This window comes from Sinorhizobium sp. CB7, assembly GCF_041357635.1.
In the GTDB taxonomy this organism is placed as follows: domain Bacteria; phylum Pseudomonadota; class Alphaproteobacteria; order Rhizobiales; family Rhizobiaceae; genus Rhizobium.
In genome coordinates, this window is record NZ_JAULLL010000006.1 from 172444 (window position 1) to 190041 (window position 17598).

A 17598-nucleotide genomic window follows, 5' to 3' on the forward strand; every position below is an offset into this window, starting at 1 on the left:
CCTCAAAAGCCGGCCATGAGCGGAGCGAACCCGCCCCGGTGATACGGGCCTTCGCGCATCAGCAGATCGAGGCCCAGGCTTGCCACATCGTCGGCGACAGGATCGGTCTCCGGCGCCTTGTTCTGATAGAAGATCTTCGACCAGCCACCGCATTCGTCGCAGGTTTCGGCTTTGACGGTCCCACCCTGCCCTTCTATCTCCTGATAGGCTATCCCCTTGGTGGAGCCGCAAAGCACGCATTTGACCCGGACATAGTGCCAGAGCGTGCTGCAAAGCGAGCACGCGCAAAATCTTGCACCATGCGAGCCAGGCCATCCGACCACCATGGACGATACCGGTCTCGCGCCGCAGGCGGGACAGAGGCCGTCCGCCACCGGTGCCAGCATCTTCGGGTCGAGAACCGACGCGAGCCGGGCAAAATGCACCTGGAGCGCCGCCCACACAAACACATGTTCGGCGATCGCATCTGCCGGCAGGGCACTGGTGAAGATGGTTCCTCCCATGGCGATGCGTTTTGCGAAATCGGATTGCGCCACACGCGCGAGCGCCGCCGTTGCCGCGTCCGGCATTTCTATCGCGCCTGCGGCGGCAAAGAACCGATCGAATATGCCGGCGATCGTTTCATCCTGACCTAACCCATCTCGATCCAGGGGCGGCATTTCGAACTCTCGCGCACGCTTCATTGCGGCAGAATCGAAGGCTTTCGGATCCGGCAGATCCGCTTGGACGTCGTGCTGCACTTGAGAAAGCCCCGCGAGGAAATTCAGATAAGGCGCGAGATCGCTGACCCCGGCCAATTGGCGAAAACGGACCGATCTTGCGGAAAAAAGCGAAACCGGATCAGGAACACGCGCAAAGGGTGGCGAAGAAACATCTCCGATGGCGGTTGGATCCGGCGCGACCTCGCTCTTGCGTCCCATAACACTCCCTCACGAACCCGACGGGCCACGTGATGCAGATCCGAGCCCGTCACTCCGCGGGCGTCTCCTTAGACTTCTTCACCGACGATCTCGTGACCAGTTCGCGCAGCCATTTGCGATGATGCCGCCACGCCCAACCGCCCGTCACCGAGCCGCGTATCATAGCCCGTATCGTACCCCGTACCCAGATGGCTGAATAGACGTGAATGATCCAGACATTGATGATCACGACAGCCGCGATCGAATGCGTCAACACGGCCCACCGCTTCTGCTCGATCGTGGTATAGGCGAAGAAATACTGGTCCCAGATCACCAGCCCGCTCGCGATCAGCACGATGATGAGGATCGACATCGACCAGAATACGCATTTCTGTCCGGCATTGTATTTGCCGACCTCAGGCACCCGCTCCTCGTGACCGGCCAGGACATCGCGGCCGTGTGCGAGCCAGGAACTATCCTCCCTTTTCCAGAGATTGAGCTTCCAGAAGCGCAGGAACAGACCAAAGAAGCTGAAGAAGAGAACGACACCGATCCATGGATGAATGATGCGCGTCAAAGGGCCACCGCCAAAGAGGCCGCTCAGGAAGAAGAGGCGCGGATGGAACAGGGCCAAGCCGGAGAGCGCCAGAAGCACGAGGCTTATCGCCGTGATCCAGTGGTTGATCCTTGCTCCTCCGCTATAGCGATCGACGGTGACAGGCTTGCCTGGGTGGACATCATCACCCCTTGCTACATCATAATTTTCGTCCGAGCTCATGGGGAACGATCTCCCGTCAGTTTCTCCGCCGCCTCTTCGTCCTCCGCAGAAACCCGGTTGGGTCCGTTGACGAGATAGTGCAGGAGACCGGTTGCGGCCGCCACGCCCATGACGGCGAGGCCGGCATATTTCGTGACGCCCTTCCAGGCCTCGACAATCGGGCTGATCCTCGGATTATTGGGCAGGCCGGCATAGATCTCCGGCTTGTCGGCATGGTGCAGCACATACATCACATGCGTGCCGCCGACGCCCGGCGGATCATAAAGCCCCGCATTCTGAAAGCCCCGGGATTTCAGATCGGTGACCCTGCCTTCCGCATGCTGCTTCATCTCCTCCTTGGTGCCGAAGACGATTGCCTGCGTCGGACAGGCCTTGGCACAGGCGGGCCCCTGGCCGACAGCAATGCGGTCGGAACAGAGCGTGCATTTATAAGCCGTATGATCGACCTGGGAGATCCGCGGAATATTGAACGGGCATCCCTTGATGCAATAACCGCAGCCGATGCAGTTCTCGTGGACGAAATCCACGATACCGTTCGAATATTGCACAATCGCGCCGGGTGCCGGACAGGCTTTGAGACAGCCGGGATCCGCGCAATGCATGCAGCCGTCTTTGCGGATGAGCCACTCGAGATTGTTCGTCTCCGGGTTCTCCCATTCGGTAAAGCGCATCAGCGTGAACATGTCCGGTGTCAGGTCGTGTGGGTTATCGAGCACGCCCCTGTTGATTTCCATCTCCGGATGCGTGTCATTCCACTCGATGCAAGCGGACTGACAGGCTTTGCAGCCGATGCATTTGGAAACGTCGATCAGCTTCGCCACCTCAGTCTGCCGCTCAGCGGGAGGCGTCACGTTCGATGCCGATCGCCTTATCAGATCATGCTCACCGAACTTCGGACTTGCAGGAGCGGTCACTGGATTTGGAACAGGAGGAAACATGTCTGCCGTCTCCTATGCCACCGGCCCGGCGATGGGCTCTATGTTGACCAGAAACGCCTTGTATTCGGGCGTCTCTATGTTGGCGTCACCGACGAAGGGCGTGAGCGAATTCGGGCCGAAGCCCTTTCTGGCCGCTCCGGTAAAGCCCCAGTGCAGCGGTATGCCCACGACGTGAACGGGCTTGCCGTCGCACATCAGAGGTTTGATCCGCTTGGTGACAACCGCCTTTGCCTTGATCGACCCGCGCTTCGACCAGACGCGCACCCAGCCGCCTTTGGTGATCCCTTTCTCCGCCGCCAGCTCTTCGGAAATTTCCACGAAGAATTCCGGCTGCAGCACGGCATTCACCCAGACATGCTTCGTCCAGTAATGGAAATGCTCTGTGAGGCGATAGGATGTCGCCGCATAGGGGAATTCCGCCGAGGCAGGCTCGGCGAACTGCGCGAAGTCGTCCTTGAAGACGCGCGCCGCCGGATTGCCGCGCACCGCCGGGGCTATGAGATTGGCAAGCGGCGATTCGAACGGCTCGTAGTGGGCCGGGAACGGTCCATCACGCATCATTGCCCGGGTGAAAAGACGCGAGACGCCTTCGGCATTCATGATGAACGGCCCGACTTCACCGGGTTTGGCTGTCGGCGCGATATCAGGAACGTCGTAGCCGGACCACTTCGCACCGTCCCATTCGATCACCTTGCGACTCGGATCCCAGGGCTTGCCGTTCAGATCCGCCGAAGCCCTGTTATAGAGGATGCGGCGGTTGAGAGGCCAGGAGAACGTCCATTTGGGATAGACGCCGGTCTCGTCCGGATCCGACGTGTCGCGCCGGGCCATGTTGTTGCCGTCTTCGTTGAAGCAGCCGGAATAGATCCAGCACGCCGAAGAGGTCGAACCGTCGTCGCGCAGCGCTGAGAAATTCGGCACCAGCTTGCCGGCTTCGGTTACCACCTTCGTCGGATCTGCGGGATCATAGACCGTGGTGAGCGCCCGTCCGTTGATCTCCTTGGCAAGCTCTTCCGCCGTCGGTTCGCCGGGATCGGCATAGTTCCAATCCAGATTGACGATCGGATCCGGGAAGGCCCCGCCTTCCTTGCGATAGAGATCCCTCAAGCGAGTGAAGATCTGCGCCATGATCCAGTTGTCAGTCTTTGCCTCGCCCGGGGGTGTGCCGCCCGGCCAATGCCACTGCAGCCAGCGGCCGGAGTTCGTCAACGAGCCCTCGTCTTCAGCAAAGCATGTTGAGGGAAGTTGGATGACCTCCGTCTGGATCTGCGACGGATCGACATCGTTGAATTCGCCGTGGTTCTCCCAGAAGCGCGAGGTTTCCGTGTCCAGCGGATCCATCGTGACGAGGAATTTGAGCTTCGACAGCGAGGCTGTCAGCTTCTGCCGGTTGGGAACCGCGAGCAGAGGGTTGAAGCCCTGGCAGATGTAGCCCGTCATCTTGCCCTGGTTCATGAGGTCGAAGGCGCGCAGGACATCGTAGCCAGGAACGTCCAGCTTGGGCAGCCAGTCATAGGCGAAATGGTTTTCCGGCGTCGCCGCCGAGCCCCACATCGCTTTCTGGAAGCTGACGAAGAACTTCCTGTAGTTCTGCCAATAGCTCGTCTGGTTGGGCCGAAGCGGCTTGTATCCGCGCGTCGACATGTAGGTGTCTAGATCGATCTCCTTATCGGTCGGCAGCGTCAGGTAACCGGGCAGCAGGTTCGACATCAGTCCGACATCGGTAAGCCCCTGGATATTGGAATGGCCGCGAAGCGCGTTCATGCCGCCGCCACGCATGCCGATATTGCCGAGGATCAACTGCAGCATCGCCATGGCGCGGATGTTCTGCGAACCCTTCGAATGCTGCGTCCAGCCAAGCGCATACATCGACGTCATCACCTTGGTCGGGGACGAGCATTCCGAGATCATCTCGGCCACCTTCAGGAACTTGTCCTTTGGCGTGCCGCAGATGCGCTCGACCATCTCCGGCGTGAAGACGGCGACATGCGTCTTCAACAGGTTCCATACGCAACGCGGATTGGCCAGCGTATCGTCCACGACGGCATAACCGTCGGCGCCGACGACATAATCCCAGGTCGACTTGTCATAGTCGCGCTTTGCCTCGTCATAGCCGGTAAAGAGCCCGTCCTTGTATTCGAAACCGTCCTTGACGATGAAGCTGGCATTGGTGAACGACTTGACGTAGTCCCACTGCACCTTGTTGTTCTGGATGCAGTAATTGATCGCGCCGAGGAGGAAGGCGATATCTGTGCCCTGACGGATCGGCGCATAAAGGTCTGCAACCGACGCCGAGCGCGTGAAACGCGGATCGACGACAATCAGCCGTGCACCGCGATTGGCCTTTGCTTCGGTGACCCACTTGAAGCCGCAAGGATGCGCTTCAGCGGCGTTGCCGCCCATAATGATAACTAGATCGGTATTCCTGATATCCGTCCAGGAATTGGTCATTGCGCCGCGGCCGAAAGTTGGAGCCAAACTGGCCACCGTGGGGCCGTGTCAGACACGCGCCTGGTTGTCGAACACCAGCATGCCGGTGCTGCGTACGACCTTGTAGGTCTCCCATGCCGTTTCGTTGGTCGTTGCGGAAGCCGCGAGAACGCCGGTCGTGATCCAGCGATTTACGGTTACGCCGTCCTTGTTCTTTTGAACGAAATTGGCGTCGCGATCGTCCTTCATCAGGCGGGCGACGCGGTCGAGTGCGTCTTGCCAGGAAATGCGCTCGAACTTGTCCGATCCCGGTTTGCGGAGCATCGGATATTTCAGCCGGGTCTCGGACTTTACGAAGTTCAAGAGCGCCGCGCCCTTCGGACAGAGCGTGCCGCGGTTTGTCGGATGGTCGGTATCACCTTCGATATGGATGATCTCGGCCTTTTCGCCCTTCTTCAGATCACCCTTCGAATACATGATGATGCCACAGGCGACGGAACAGTACGGACAGGTATTCCGCGTCTCGGTTGTATTTACAAGCTTGAAGGGCCGGATCGCTGCGGCATGTGCCGCTTCGATTTCACCAAAGCCGAAAGCTCCAAGCGCGGTTCCCGCTATACCGGCACCGGCAACCCCTAGGAATTGGCGCCGCGAGAGTTCCATGTTCATAGCATGACACCTCCCTCAAACCCGGCTTTGGCGACAGGGAGTGCCGGGACCCCCAACCTCTGGACGACGAAAAGTCGTCAATTGACGTACGGTATCGCAGTGTGAACCCACTGCATTTCATTGTCAAATCAATCGGAAGCGCAAAGTTATGAATGTAACGATAAACTTCAGTAGATGAACTCGAACTTCGCACGGCAGTATCGGCCTCGCTATTCGTCGCCATTGGAAGTTTGACGTTCGGCCCTGAACCGATGATAATGAAAGCATGGGTTTGCTCGCCGCTCCCGAGTTTCGGGGCATTGCACACAGGGCTGCCGCATCAAGACCGCGCCGGAACGGCCGGGCCTTGCAGATCGTGCGCGTCCGGTTTTCCGTAACTTTCAAAAATCTCTCGCTCAGGACAAAACGCCCAACCGCCGCTCGTGCGGAAGTGGAATATCGGCCCACGCCCTTCGGAGAGCTCCGACGGAAAATGAGTTGTCTGCCTACGCCGCCAGTATCATCGATCAAATCGGGAGGAATTCATGCTAAATCGCCGTGAACTTCTGAAGATGGGCGCCGCGCTATCCGCAGCGGCTGCAATGCCAAGACTGACCTTCGCGGACACCGAGTTTGCGCCGAAACCCGCCGCATGGCGAACCTTCGAGGTCATAACTCGTATCGAGCTTTCGCGCACGGATGGTGGCGCGCGCGCATGGATTCCGCTGCCCGCTTTTCACGCCGCCGATTGGAACCGACCGGGAAAAAGCACGTGGACGACCAACGCATCGAGCGCCAGGATCATCCGAGATCAAGGGTATGATGGCGACATGCTGTTTGCCGAATGGGAGGAAGGCAAAGCGGCACCTGTGATCGAGATCATCAGCCATGTCGCTACGCGCGACCGCGCCGTCGATCCGTCGCAGCCTGCCAATGCCGAGCCGCTTACCCCTGTCGAACGCGCCCGCTATCTGGCCGGAACGAAACGCGTGCCCGTCGACGGCATAGTAAAGGAAACCGCAGACATGATCGTCGGCTCTGCGACCGACGAGATCGAGAAAGCGAGGCTGATTTACGATTGGGTGGTTGCGAACACCTACCGCAGGGCCGCAACCCGCGGCTGCGGTTCCGGCGACGTCGTGGCCATGCTGAAGAGCGGGGATCTTGGCGGCAAATGCGCCGACATCAATCCACTTTATGTGGGACTTGCCCGCGCCGCAGGACTGCCTGCGCGCGATCTTTACGGCTTGCGGGTCACTCCATCAAAATTTGGCTACAAGAGCCTGGGAGCAAAGAACGAAATCGTCACCACGGCACAGCACTGCCGAGCCGAGATTTATCTTTCCAGCTTAGGCTGGATACCGATCGATCCCGCCGACGTCCGGAAGGTCATGCTCGAAGAGGCGGAAGGCGGGTTCCCCTCCGACAACCCGAAGGTGGTTGCGGCCCGCAATACCCTGTTCGGTGCCTGGGAAGGCAATTGGATCGCCTATAACGATCTCCGCGACGTGGTATTGCCCGCCTCCGACGGAAGCGAGATTGGTTTCCTGATGTATCCGCAAGCGGAAGTCGCTTCGGCAAGGCTCGATTGCCTCGATCCAGATGCATTCAGATATACGATCCGATCCCGTGAAATTGCGGCCTGACCGATAGCGTTTCGAGCGGCCGATCTGCGACCTTGTGAGGTGCCCCGCCATGGATAATCCGACTGTAACATCACCCGTCCGTCTGACGACGCTTGCCCATGGCGGCGGCTGCGGCTGCAAGCTGGCGCCATCAGTCCTGCAGCAGTTGCTCGCCGATCAACACGTACCCGGCCCCTTCGCCCGGCTGCTCGTTGGGACGGAAACAGGCGACGATGCCGCCGTCTGGCAGCTCGATGGCGAAACCTGCGTGATCGCCACCACCGATTTCTTCATGCCGATGGTCGATGATCCGTTCGATTTCGGTCGGATCGCCGCGACCAACGCCATATCCGATGTTTATGCGATGGGTGGCAAACCGATCATGGCACTCGCTGTTCTCGGCATGCCGATCGACAAGATGCCGATCGAAATGGTGCGGGAGATATTGAAGGGCGGCAGCTCCATCTGCGCAGAAGCGTGTATCCCTGTCGCAGGCGGACACTCGATCGACTCGCCCGAGCCGATCTATGGTCTGGCAGTCATCGGCACCTGTCCGGTCTCGAACGTGAGACGCAACAGTGGCGCAAGAGCCGGCGATGCGCTGATCCTGACGAAGGCACTGGGCGTGGGGATCTATTCTTCCGCCATCAAAAAAGATGCCCTGCCTTCGGCGGCCTATGCAGAACTAATCGCCTCGACCACCCTTCTCAACCGTATCGGAACCGAACTCGCAAAGGATGCGGACGTGCATGCCATGACAGATGTCACAGGATTTGGAATTCTCGGTCACGCCTTGGAAATGGCTCAAGGATCAGGCATGCGGATATCTCTCAGAAGCGGCGGTCCTGCGCTTCTTGCGCAATGCGCCGAACTCGCGCAACAGGGTTTCGTGACCGGCGCATCCCATCGAAACTGGGCAAGTTACGGTATGAACGTTACCCTGCCCGACGACCTCCCGATATGGTGGCGTCACATCCTCACCGATCCGCAAACCTCCGGGGGCCTTCTCGTCTCATGCGATCCCGCTCGGGCAACGAACGTGCTCGAACGAATTGTCGCGGCAGGCTATCCGTCAGCGCGGATTATCGGTGAGGTTGAGGACGGCAGTCCCGGATTGCGGGTGGCTGCCTGATCCAAAAGCTGAGATCGGTTTGCGCGGGAGACGCTTAGATTGTGCGTTTTTCGCCCATAGATTGTCAAAGGAAGACCTATTCCGTACGGGAGGCTGTTGGCTGCGAAAGGATCGATCTGGAGATGATAAGCGGAATCATTCCTCCGGCCTTGAGCACCTGGACTTCCAGTTCCGTTTCGATGGCCGCCTTGCAAACGAGGCTGCGCTGCCGTGATGAACTTTCGATGGTAACATGCAAAGCGCATCGCGGCGCCAAATTGGAAGCGTCAATCTGGAATCTGTCGTCTGCCGTTATTCCCAACGATTGTGGATGGGCCTCGTCCGGGAGCAGAATGGGCAACACGCCCATGCCTATCAGATTGGATCTGTGGATCCTTTCAAAGCTCCGGGCAAGGAGCGCCCGCACACCGAGGAGAGCCACTCCTTTCGCGGCCCAGTCTCTGGAAGAGCCTGCGCCATATCGTTCCCCCGCGATGATGACGACGGATCTGCCTTCATTCTGATATCTTTGAGCGACTTCCCACAGCGGCCCGGTTTCCCCGCTTGGTCCGTGGATTGTGATCGAAGCGGGTGTTTGCTTCAGGAGCAGGTTTGCAGCGGCGCGGTTGTCGAACAGCCCCCGCACCATTGCCTGCCAGTTTCCCCGCCGCGCCGCATAGACGTTGAGATCGTCCGGCGAGTCACCCTGCTCGACCAAGTGCCGTCCGGCATAGCTGGAAGGATCAATTTGACCGGCGGGCGAAATGTGATCCGTGGTCATGTCGTCACCGAGCACAATCAACGGATAGGCACTGTATTCGTCCAGGCGGCTTCCCATGTCCGGCGAGGCAAAAGGGGGAAGTCTAATGTATGTCGACTTTTCCTCCCACGGAAACAGGACCGATTGCGGAGCGGTCAGGGTAGCCCACGCCTCACTCAGCTCGGCATCGGCAAAGGCCTCCGCGAAATCGGTAGGATTTGCGCTCGCCCGAAGTGTCGAAGTGATCTCGTCTTCGGAGGGCCAGAGATCGTTCAGGAAGATCGGAGTTCCATCGGATGCTGTACCAAGTTGCCGGGTGGCAACGTCCTGCACCACACGGCCGCAGAGGGCAAATGCGATGACGAGGGGTGGAGAAGCAAGGAAGCCGTTTTGAAGTCGGGGATGGACACGGCCGGGAAAGTTGCGGTTGCCGGACAGGACCGCCGCGGCAATCGTACCCTGGAGCAGGGCCTGTTCGATGTCGGGATGCAATGGGCCGGAATTGCCAATGCAGGTCGTGCATCCGAAGCCAACAATGCCAAATCCGACAGCTTCAAGATCATCAAGCAGGTCGGCGCGGCGCAAGAGGCGCTCGGCCGCAGGAGAGCCTGGCGCCAGCGATGTCTTGACCCAAGGAGGCGGTCTAAGACCAAATTGCCGGGCCTTGCGTGCAACCAGTCCGGCGGCAACCAGCAGCTTGGGATCCGAGGTGTTGGTGCAGCTTGTGATCGCCGCAATGGCGATGGCTCCGTCCGGTATCTTGTCCGATGTCTCCCGGAGGGGCCGACCGCTTGCATCTTCCAGGGCGTGTCTCGCCTTGTGAAGTGGAAGACGATCTTGGGGACGTCGCGGACCCGCCACGATGGGCGCAAGCTCGGAAAGATCGAGTTCCAGGACACGCGTGTAGCGGGGATGCTCTTCAGGATCGAACCAGAGACCCTGGGCCTTTGCGACAGCCTCAACGATTTCGCATTGCGCCTCTGAACGTCCGGTTTCGCGCAGATAGCGGATTGTTTGGTGATCGATGGGGAAATAGCCGCTGGAGGCACCGTATTCCGGTGCCATGTTGGCTATCACGGCGCGGTCGCCACATGACAGCCCGGTGACCCCATCTCCGAAAAACTCGACGAACTCCCCCGAAGCATGGTGTTTTCGCAAAAGATGGGTGATCTCCAGTGCCAGATCAGTAGACAAGACGCCTGGCTTAAGAGTGCCGCGCAGTCGCACTCCAATGACATCGGGCAGCCGCAGCATGACCGGCATGCCGAAGAATACGCTCTCTGCTTCCAATCCGCCCACACCCCAGGCCAGCACGCCGATGCCATTGATCATGGGTGTGTGACTGTCGGTTCCAATCAAGGTGTCCGGCAGAGCCCAACGTTCCCCGTTGAGTTCTTGAACCGTGATCACAGTTGCGAGCTGTTCAAGGTTCATGGTGTGCATGATGCCCGTGCCTGGGGGGTGCACCCGGACTCCAGCCAGGGCACTCGTTGCCCATTTCATCAGGCGATAACGCTCTTCGTTTCGCTCGAGTTCTCGGCGCATATTGAATTCGCGGGCACCGGGGCGGGCGTACCAGTCGACAGCGACGCTATGATCAATCGAAACGTCAACCGGAAGAACAGGATTGAGAGCGGACGGGTCACCACCGGCGTCGGCAACGGCATCTCGCATGGCGGCAATATCGACCAGTGCTGGTACGCAGGTCGTGTCATGCATGAGAACGCGCGTGGGATGGTAGGATAGCTCCTCCTCGCTCCGCCCATCGTGCAGCCAGAGGGCAAACATCTTTCTAAAGGCGTCGCTCCCCTTCGGATTGTTGCGGATGGCATTTTCCAGAAAGATCCTCATCAGCCACGGCAGTCGTGCAAGATCCGGACCGAATGTCCGATGCAGGTCTATCGCTTTCAAGTAACCTGCGCTGGTCTGGACAATCAGTTCCGCCATGAAAGGAAGCTCCATTTTTGCATTTAAGTTCTTAAAAAGCCAAAAATAGCGAGATGTCAATCAAAGCTGCGCCGATAATTGGATTTTTGGCGGGAAATAATGCAAAAATGAGAGCTTCCAGTGTTCCAATTGGCCCGCAGGTCGCCTAAGTTTGCTGCAAGCAACGACGTGTTTTGCGTCGAAACAAGGCGGACAACCATGCGCTCGAGCCAACTCGCACAGAACATTGCAAACGAGATCACCTTGTTGGTGACATCCGGTGAACTCGCGATCGGGGACCATCTCAGAACACAGCACCTGGCTGATCGCTTCGGTGTGTCCCGTTCCCCTGTTCGCGAGGCGATGCAGCTGCTCGCCGACCAGGGAGTTCTGGAGCAGAAAGAAAACAGGGGTTACTTTGTCAGAGACACTGCTGGCTCGATAGCCGAGCCGATCAGCGACGAGGCGCAGCCGTTTGAAGTGGCAAATGACTACCAGCGGCTCGCTGAAGACTGGCTGACCGACCGGATTTCCGCCGAGGTCACGGAGCAGATGCTGCGTGAACGCTATGATCTTACCAAGGCGCAGCTGAGCGACATTCTTATGCGGGCGGCACGAGAAGGCTGGGCGGAGCGCAAGCAAGGATACGGATGGCGTTTCCTGCCCGTGGCCAAGACTCCCGAGGCTTTCGAGCAGATCTATCGCTTTCGCATGCTCATCGAGCCGGCGGCAATGCTCGAACCTGAGTTTCGGCTTGACCGTAAAATCATCGATGAGCAGCGGCGAATTCAACGTCGAATGTTGGAAACGGATATCGAACGGCTGCCCGCAGAACGCTTGCTGCATAACGGAGCCCTCTTCCACGAGGAGCTCATCAAGATGTCAAACAATCCATTTTTCCATCTTTCGCTCGTCCGTGTGAACCGAATGCGTCGCCTGCTTGAATATCGTTCGCGCGTCGATCGCAGCCGAACCGTCAGGCAGTGCCAGGAACATCTCGAAATCCTTGATCTGCTTGAAAGGGGAGAGATCGTGGAGGCGTCATATGCCATGCGGCGGCACCTGGGCGGCGCTCTGTCGAAGAAGTCGCCGATTGCATGGTCTTGGTCGAACCAGGCGCAGGAAAAAATCGAAGCCTGATTTTTTCGATTGCATTTTATGATTAAAAAAGCCAATAGTCACCCGTGACATTGCGCGGCGAACTTGCTCGTCGCCTCATGGGAGATTGTCTGATGAAAATTTTTGTTACGCCCTGTGACGGGATCGGCCCGGAGATCACTGCGGCGACGATGGAGGTCCTGAAGGCTGCGGACGCAGCGTTCTCTCTTGGACTGGAGCATCACTTCGAGGAGACGGGGTTTGCCAGCCTTGAAAAGTACGGCACCACCCTGCGGGATGAGACACTCGAGCGGGCCCGCACCTACGATGGGATCATTCTCGGACCCCAGTCGCACATGGACTACCCGGCTCGCGATAAGGGTGGGGTGAACGTTTCAGCAGGTTTCAGGGTCAAGCTTGACCTCTATGCAAACGTTCGGCCGGCGCGCTCGCGCAGCTTCCTGAACGACGCAAAGAAGATGGACCTCGTCATCATGCGCGAGGCGACCGAGGGCTTCTACCCCGACCGCAATATGTTTGCCGGAACGGGTGAATTCATGCCGACGCCCGATGTCGCACTGTCGGTCCGCAAGATCACCGCCTTCGCTTGCGAGCGTATTGCGCGCCAGGCATTCCTGTTGGCCATGAAGCGCGACAAGCGCGTGACTGCGGTTCACAAAGCCAACAACTTTATTCTCACTGACGGTCTCTTCCTGCAGCAGGTTCGAAAGGTTGCCGCCGAATTCCCGGAGGTGACGCTGAACGATTTCATCATCGATGCGATGGCGGCACATCTCGTTCGCAATCCTTCACGCTTTGATGTGATCGTCACCACCAATTTCTACGCTGACATCCTTTCCGACCTCGCCAGCGAACTCTCGGGAAGCCTTGGCCTGGCGGGCTCCATCAATGCCAACGCCGAGCTTGGTCTGGTCTGCGCTCAGGCGCAGCATGGCTCGGCACCCGACATTCAGAACCAGAACATCGCGAACCCGACCTCGCTCATCCTGTCGGCTGCCATGATGCTGAGCTGGCTCGGAGAGCAACGGGGTCTGCCGCAATTCGAAGCTGCCGGTGCAGAGATTGAGCGGGCCGTCGATAAGGTTCTCGCCAATCCTGCGTCTCGCACACGTGATCTGGGCGGCAACGTCAATACGGACGCCTTCGGATCGCTGGTCGCTCAGGCTGTGCGCAATGACGGCAGCTCCAAAAAAGCCGCAAACGCATAACATTTGCATTTTTATATTGCAAAAACCAGTTTGCGATGCAATGAAATACGAGGGCGCTTTAGCCCTCGCATCACCGCCCGGAGGAGCTTGGAGCGCGGGCACTTTTTTGGGAGAAGAAAAATGAACAAGAGAGTATCGGGCCTTTCCGCACGCTTGGTTGCCGTGACCGCATTGATGATCACTTTCGGTACGACGGCATTTGCTCAGGAATTCCCCGCTGGTTACCCCGCGGACTACGCAGCGATCGTCGAGGCCGCCAAAAAAGAAGGTACCGTATCGGTCTATACGTCGACCGACGCTGCCCAGTCGCAGAAGCTTCAGGATGCGTTCACGAAAAAATACGGCATCAAGATCGCTTACAACGACCTCGGCACGAACGGCGCTTACAATCAGGTAATCTCAGAGGCTGCGGCAGGACAGACGACGGCTGATGTTGTCTGGAGCTCCGCCATGGACCTGCAAATGACCTTGGTCCAGGACGGCTACGCGGTGGAATATGCCTCGCCGGAAGCAGCTAACCTGCCGAGTTGGGCGAACTACAAGAACATGCTCTTCGGTTCGACCATCGAGCCCGTCGGCGTCATCTACAACACCAAGGCGCTTTCGGAAGACCGGCTGCCGAAGACCTATGCCGCAATGATCACGTTCCTGAAGGACAACAAGACTGAACTCCAGGGCAAGGTCGCCACCTTCGATTCGGAAAAGAGCGGTTCGGGCTTTCTCCATCACTCGAACGACGCCCGCAACCGATCCGACTTCTGGGATCTCGCCAAGGCGATGGGAGAAGATGGAGCCAAGATCTACTCAAGCTCTGGCGGGATGAAGGAGACGATCGTTTCTGGCGAGAACGTCATTGCCATCAATATCATCGGCTCCTACGCCCTCGACTGGGTAAAGGAGAGCCCGAACCTCGGCGTTCATTTCGCAAGCGACTACACGCCTGCTTTCTCCCGTCTGATCCTGATGACGAAGGACGCCCCCCATCCGAACGCCGCCAAATTGTTCATCGACTTCATGCTTTCCCAGGAAGGCCAGTCGCTGCTCGCGGAAGGCGGCCTTCCCTCGGTGCGTGAAGACGTCACCGCTGGCCTGAACGTAAAAACGCTCAACGAGCGTGTCGGTGGCGGCCTCAAGCCGATCGCCGTGGACGAAGGCGTGCTTGAATATATGGACCAGATGAAGCGGGTTCAGTTCCTGAACGACTGGAAGGCCGCCCTCGGTCGCTAACGCCGCTCCGGCTGCGGCGTCCTGATGCGCCGCAGCTTCAATTTCCTTTGTGAGAGGCAGATATGTCTACCCATGCACCAGCGCCGGCTGCGCTCGCGATGACCAAATCGGCAGCCGAGAAGAAGTATCCCGCGAAAATGCCGCGAAACGGCAATGCAAATGCCTATCGTCGTATTGTTATCGGCCTGCTTGCAATCGCGGTTCTGGCTCCCGTCGGATTGATCATCTACCAGAGCTTTCTGACGGCTGCATTCTTCAGCCCGCGCGCCAAATTCGGCCTTGATGCCTATCGCTACGTCTTCACCGACAGGAACTTCTATCGGGCGCTTGGAACAACGGCCGTATTCTCTTTCGGAATGGTGGCCATCGCGGTCCCGTTGGGTGGCCTTCTGGCATTCCTCATCACGCGTACGGACATCAAGGCAAAGCGGCTTCTCGAGATCCTTGTACTGGTGCCGATGTTCATTTCATCAATCGTCCTGGCATTCGGCTATACGGTTTCTGTAGGACCGACCGGTTTCGTGTCGCTGTTTGTGCGTGACCTGGTCGGAGTGGTGCCCTGGAACATCTATAGCCTTCCGGGCATGATCCTCATCGCCGGTCTGAGCCATGTGCCGCATGTCTATCTCTACGTGTCGTCCGCAATGCGCAACCTGCCGTCGGATCTCGAGGAGGCTGCGCGGACCACGGGAGCATCGATCTGGCAGGTGTCTCGTGATGTCACTTTGCCCATGGTGTTTCCCGCCCTGATTTTTGCCGCGGCTCTGAATATCCTGCTTGGATTCGAAACCTTTGGCATTCCCCTGGTGCTTGGCGACCCGAACGGCATCATGGTGCTGACGACCTACATCTACAAGCTCACCACCCTCTTTGGGACGCCGACCTACCAGCTTATGGCTGTCGTGGCAGTCGTCCTCATCCTGATTACCTTGCCGCTCGTCTGGATGCAGCGGAAGCTCCTTCGAAATGCGCGCAAATATGCAGCGATGGGCGGCAAGGGTGCGCGAGTTTCCACGCTCAAGCTTGGCAAGAGCGGTCAGCTTATCGCCCTTTCGATCATCGGCTTCTGGCTCTTTGTCTCGGTCGCCCTGCCGATCGGCGGAATCGCGGTTCGCGCCTTCGTCGATGCCTGGGGTGAGGGAGTCAATCTCTGGGACCAGCTTACATTCGCGAACTTTGATCGAATGCTCGAAGTGCCGAGCCTGGTGCGCGGCCTCATCAACACGGTCGTGCTCTCGGTCTTCGGCGGCGCGCTTGCGGTCGGTATCTATCTGCTCGTCGGGCTCGCAGGCCACCGCAACTGGGGCCTTTCCAACACGGTGCTGGACTATATCGTCCTGCTGCCGCGGGCTCTTCCCGGTCTGGTCATCGGTCTGGCCTTCTTCTGGGTATTCCTGTTCGTGCCGTTCCTGACGCCGCTGCGGCCGACACTGGCCAGCCTGTTCGTCGCATACGTCGTCGTCGGCCTCTCCTATGGTCTGCGCCTTCTTCAGGGCACGCTCATCCAGGTCGCGCCGGAGTTGGAGGAATCCGCCCGCACGACAGGTGCCACGATCGGGCGGACCTGGAGGGATGTCGTCATCCCGATCGTCCGACCGGGTTTGGCGGGCGCGTGGGCCCTGATCATGATCATCTTCCTTCGCGAATACGCGACGGGCGTCTACCTGATGGGCGCAGGCACTGAAGTCATCGGTTCACTCATGGTCTCGCTTCTTCAGACGGGTGCCATGAACACGATCGCCGCCCTTTCCCTCATCAGCATCGTATTGACTGGCGCGGGCCTCGCACTCGCCCTTCGTTTGGGAGCAAAAATCCATGACTGAACTCGTTGTTAGCAATGTCCAGAAGTGGCTTGGCGGACTGCAGATCCTGAAAGGTGCTTCGTTCACGGCCGAGCGCGGTTCGATTGTCGCTCTGCTCGGAGCGTCCGGTAGCGGGAAGACGACCTTGCTTCGCTGTGTCGCGGGACTGGAGCAGCCGGAGGTCGGACAGATCGTCATCGGCGGGAAGACGGTGCTGGATGGCGAGAGGAAGCTTGCGCTTCCTCCAGAACAGAGGAACATCGGACTGGTGTTCCAATCCTATGCTCTTTGGCCCCACCGCACCGTCAAGGAAAACGTCGGCTACGGGCTCAAGCTGCGCAACGTCGCGCAGCCAGACATCGAGAAGCGCGTGCAGGCTATCCTGGATCGAATGGGTCTTGGGCATCTGGCAGATCGGTTTCCTTCGCAACTCTCCGGTGGACAGCAACAGCGCGTCGCTATCTGCCGGGCTCTGGTCTACGAGCCTCGTGTCCTTCTCCTCGACGAGCCGCTGTCGAACCTCGACGCAAAGCTCCGGGAAGAGGCTCGCTACTGGATCCGCAAGCTGATCCTGGATCTGGAGATCTGTGCCATCCTGGTGACACACGACCAGAGCGAAGCACTGGCGGCTGCGGACAATATTCTCCTGCTGCAAGACGGACGCATCGTCCAGCAAGGCGGGCCGCAGGAGATTTACTCGAACCCCAACAGCTTCTATTCGGCTGACTTCCTGGGTGCCAACAATATCGTGAAGGCAAAGGTGAAGACCGTTGATGGAAAGGTTGCAGTCATCGGTGGCGACAACTGGAGCCTCAACGGAACCGTTCGCGAAACAACCGGGCTGCATGCAGCCCAGGATGCGCGCGCCGTCATCCGCGTCGAACAAATCAGTGTATCCGACAGCCCGGCCCCGGATGGCCTTGAGATGAACCTCGATGACAGCATCTACCTTGGTGACCGTTGGGAATATCGCTTGAGACGGGGAGATTTCGTGGCAAAAGCGCATGGCACAAAGCAGCTTGCTTCCGGCAAGGTATGGGCACGCATACCAGCCGAAAGCGTCTGGGTGTTTTCCGCGGGTCCGCAATAGTAAGTGCGCCGTCAGCGGCGGCTGATCCTCCTTTTTA

At 58.7% G+C, this 17598-nt stretch carries 12 protein-coding genes; 7 read left to right on the forward strand and 5 right to left on the reverse strand.

Annotated elements, in window-relative coordinates; genetic code table 11:
* Positions 1-2: 2 nt before the first annotated feature.
* From fdhE to fdnG, 4 genes are read right to left on the reverse strand one after another with little or no spacing between them, the layout of a single operon-like run.
* Positions 3-920, reverse strand: coding sequence for a formate dehydrogenase accessory protein FdhE (gene fdhE, locus AAE029_RS13395; RefSeq protein WP_371073342.1), 918 nt, complete (start codon positions 918-920; stop codon positions 3-5).
* Positions 921-969: 49 nt separating this feature from the next.
* Positions 970-1677 (reverse strand): formate dehydrogenase subunit gamma, encoded by a 708-nt coding sequence (locus AAE029_RS13400; RefSeq protein WP_371073343.1) that lies wholly within the window; start codon positions 1675-1677, stop codon positions 970-972.
* Complete coding sequence (gene fdxH, locus AAE029_RS13405) at positions 1674-2615, reverse strand: formate dehydrogenase subunit beta (protein WP_371073344.1); 942 nt, start codon at positions 2613-2615, stop codon at positions 1674-1676. The genes AAE029_RS13400 and fdxH overlap by 4 nt, the downstream gene beginning before the upstream one ends.
* A gap of 12 nt (positions 2616-2627) precedes the next feature.
* On the reverse strand, positions 2628-5714 hold the full coding sequence (fdnG, locus tag AAE029_RS13410; protein WP_371073345.1) for a formate dehydrogenase-N subunit alpha: 3087 nt from the start codon (positions 5712-5714) through the stop codon (positions 2628-2630).
* 524 nt (positions 5715-6238) lie between these two features.
* Here fdnG and AAE029_RS13415 point away from each other — a divergent pair.
* Positions 6239-7339: a transglutaminase-like domain-containing protein gene (locus AAE029_RS13415; RefSeq protein ID WP_371073346.1), complete on the forward strand. Its 1101-nt coding sequence runs from the start codon at positions 6239-6241 to the stop codon at positions 7337-7339.
* A gap of 49 nt (positions 7340-7388) precedes the next feature.
* Entirely contained in the window at positions 7389-8450 is a 1062-nt protein-coding gene (gene selD / locus AAE029_RS13420) for a selenide, water dikinase SelD (protein WP_371073347.1), read from the forward strand.
* 76 nt (positions 8451-8526) lie between these two features.
* Here selD and acnA read toward each other — a convergent pair whose 3' ends face one another.
* The gene (gene acnA / locus AAE029_RS13425; protein ID WP_371073348.1) at positions 8527-11136 is read right to left on the reverse strand and encodes an aconitate hydratase AcnA; all 2610 of its coding nucleotides are present in this window, start codon (positions 11134-11136) and stop codon (positions 8527-8529) included.
* A gap of 198 nt (positions 11137-11334) precedes the next feature.
* Between acnA and AAE029_RS13430 the strand changes: the two genes are divergently transcribed.
* The 5 genes from AAE029_RS13430 to AAE029_RS13450 all read left to right on the forward strand — a co-directional run bounded on the left by AAE029_RS13430 (position 11335) and on the right by AAE029_RS13450 (position 17561).
* Positions 11335-12255, forward strand: a complete 921-nt coding sequence (locus tag AAE029_RS13430; protein ID WP_371073349.1) for a GntR family transcriptional regulator — start codon at positions 11335-11337, stop codon at positions 12253-12255.
* 92 nt (positions 12256-12347) lie between these two features.
* Entirely contained in the window at positions 12348-13442 is a 1095-nt protein-coding gene (locus AAE029_RS13435) for an isocitrate/isopropylmalate dehydrogenase family protein (protein WP_371073350.1), read from the forward strand.
* Positions 13443-13562: 120 nt separating this feature from the next.
* Positions 13563-14669 (forward strand): ABC transporter substrate-binding protein, encoded by a 1107-nt coding sequence (locus AAE029_RS13440; protein ID WP_371073351.1) that lies wholly within the window; start codon positions 13563-13565, stop codon positions 14667-14669.
* Positions 14670-14731: 62 nt separating this feature from the next.
* Positions 14732-16492, forward strand: a complete 1761-nt coding sequence (locus AAE029_RS13445) for an ABC transporter permease (protein ID WP_371073352.1) — start codon at positions 14732-14734, stop codon at positions 16490-16492.
* Positions 16485-17561 carry an ABC transporter ATP-binding protein gene (locus AAE029_RS13450; protein WP_371073353.1) on the forward strand — a complete coding sequence of 359 codons (1077 nt, stop codon included), beginning with the start codon at positions 16485-16487 and terminating at the stop codon, positions 17559-17561. Before AAE029_RS13445 ends, AAE029_RS13450 begins: the two co-directional genes overlap by 8 nt.
* The last annotated feature ends 37 nt before the right edge of the window (positions 17562-17598 follow it).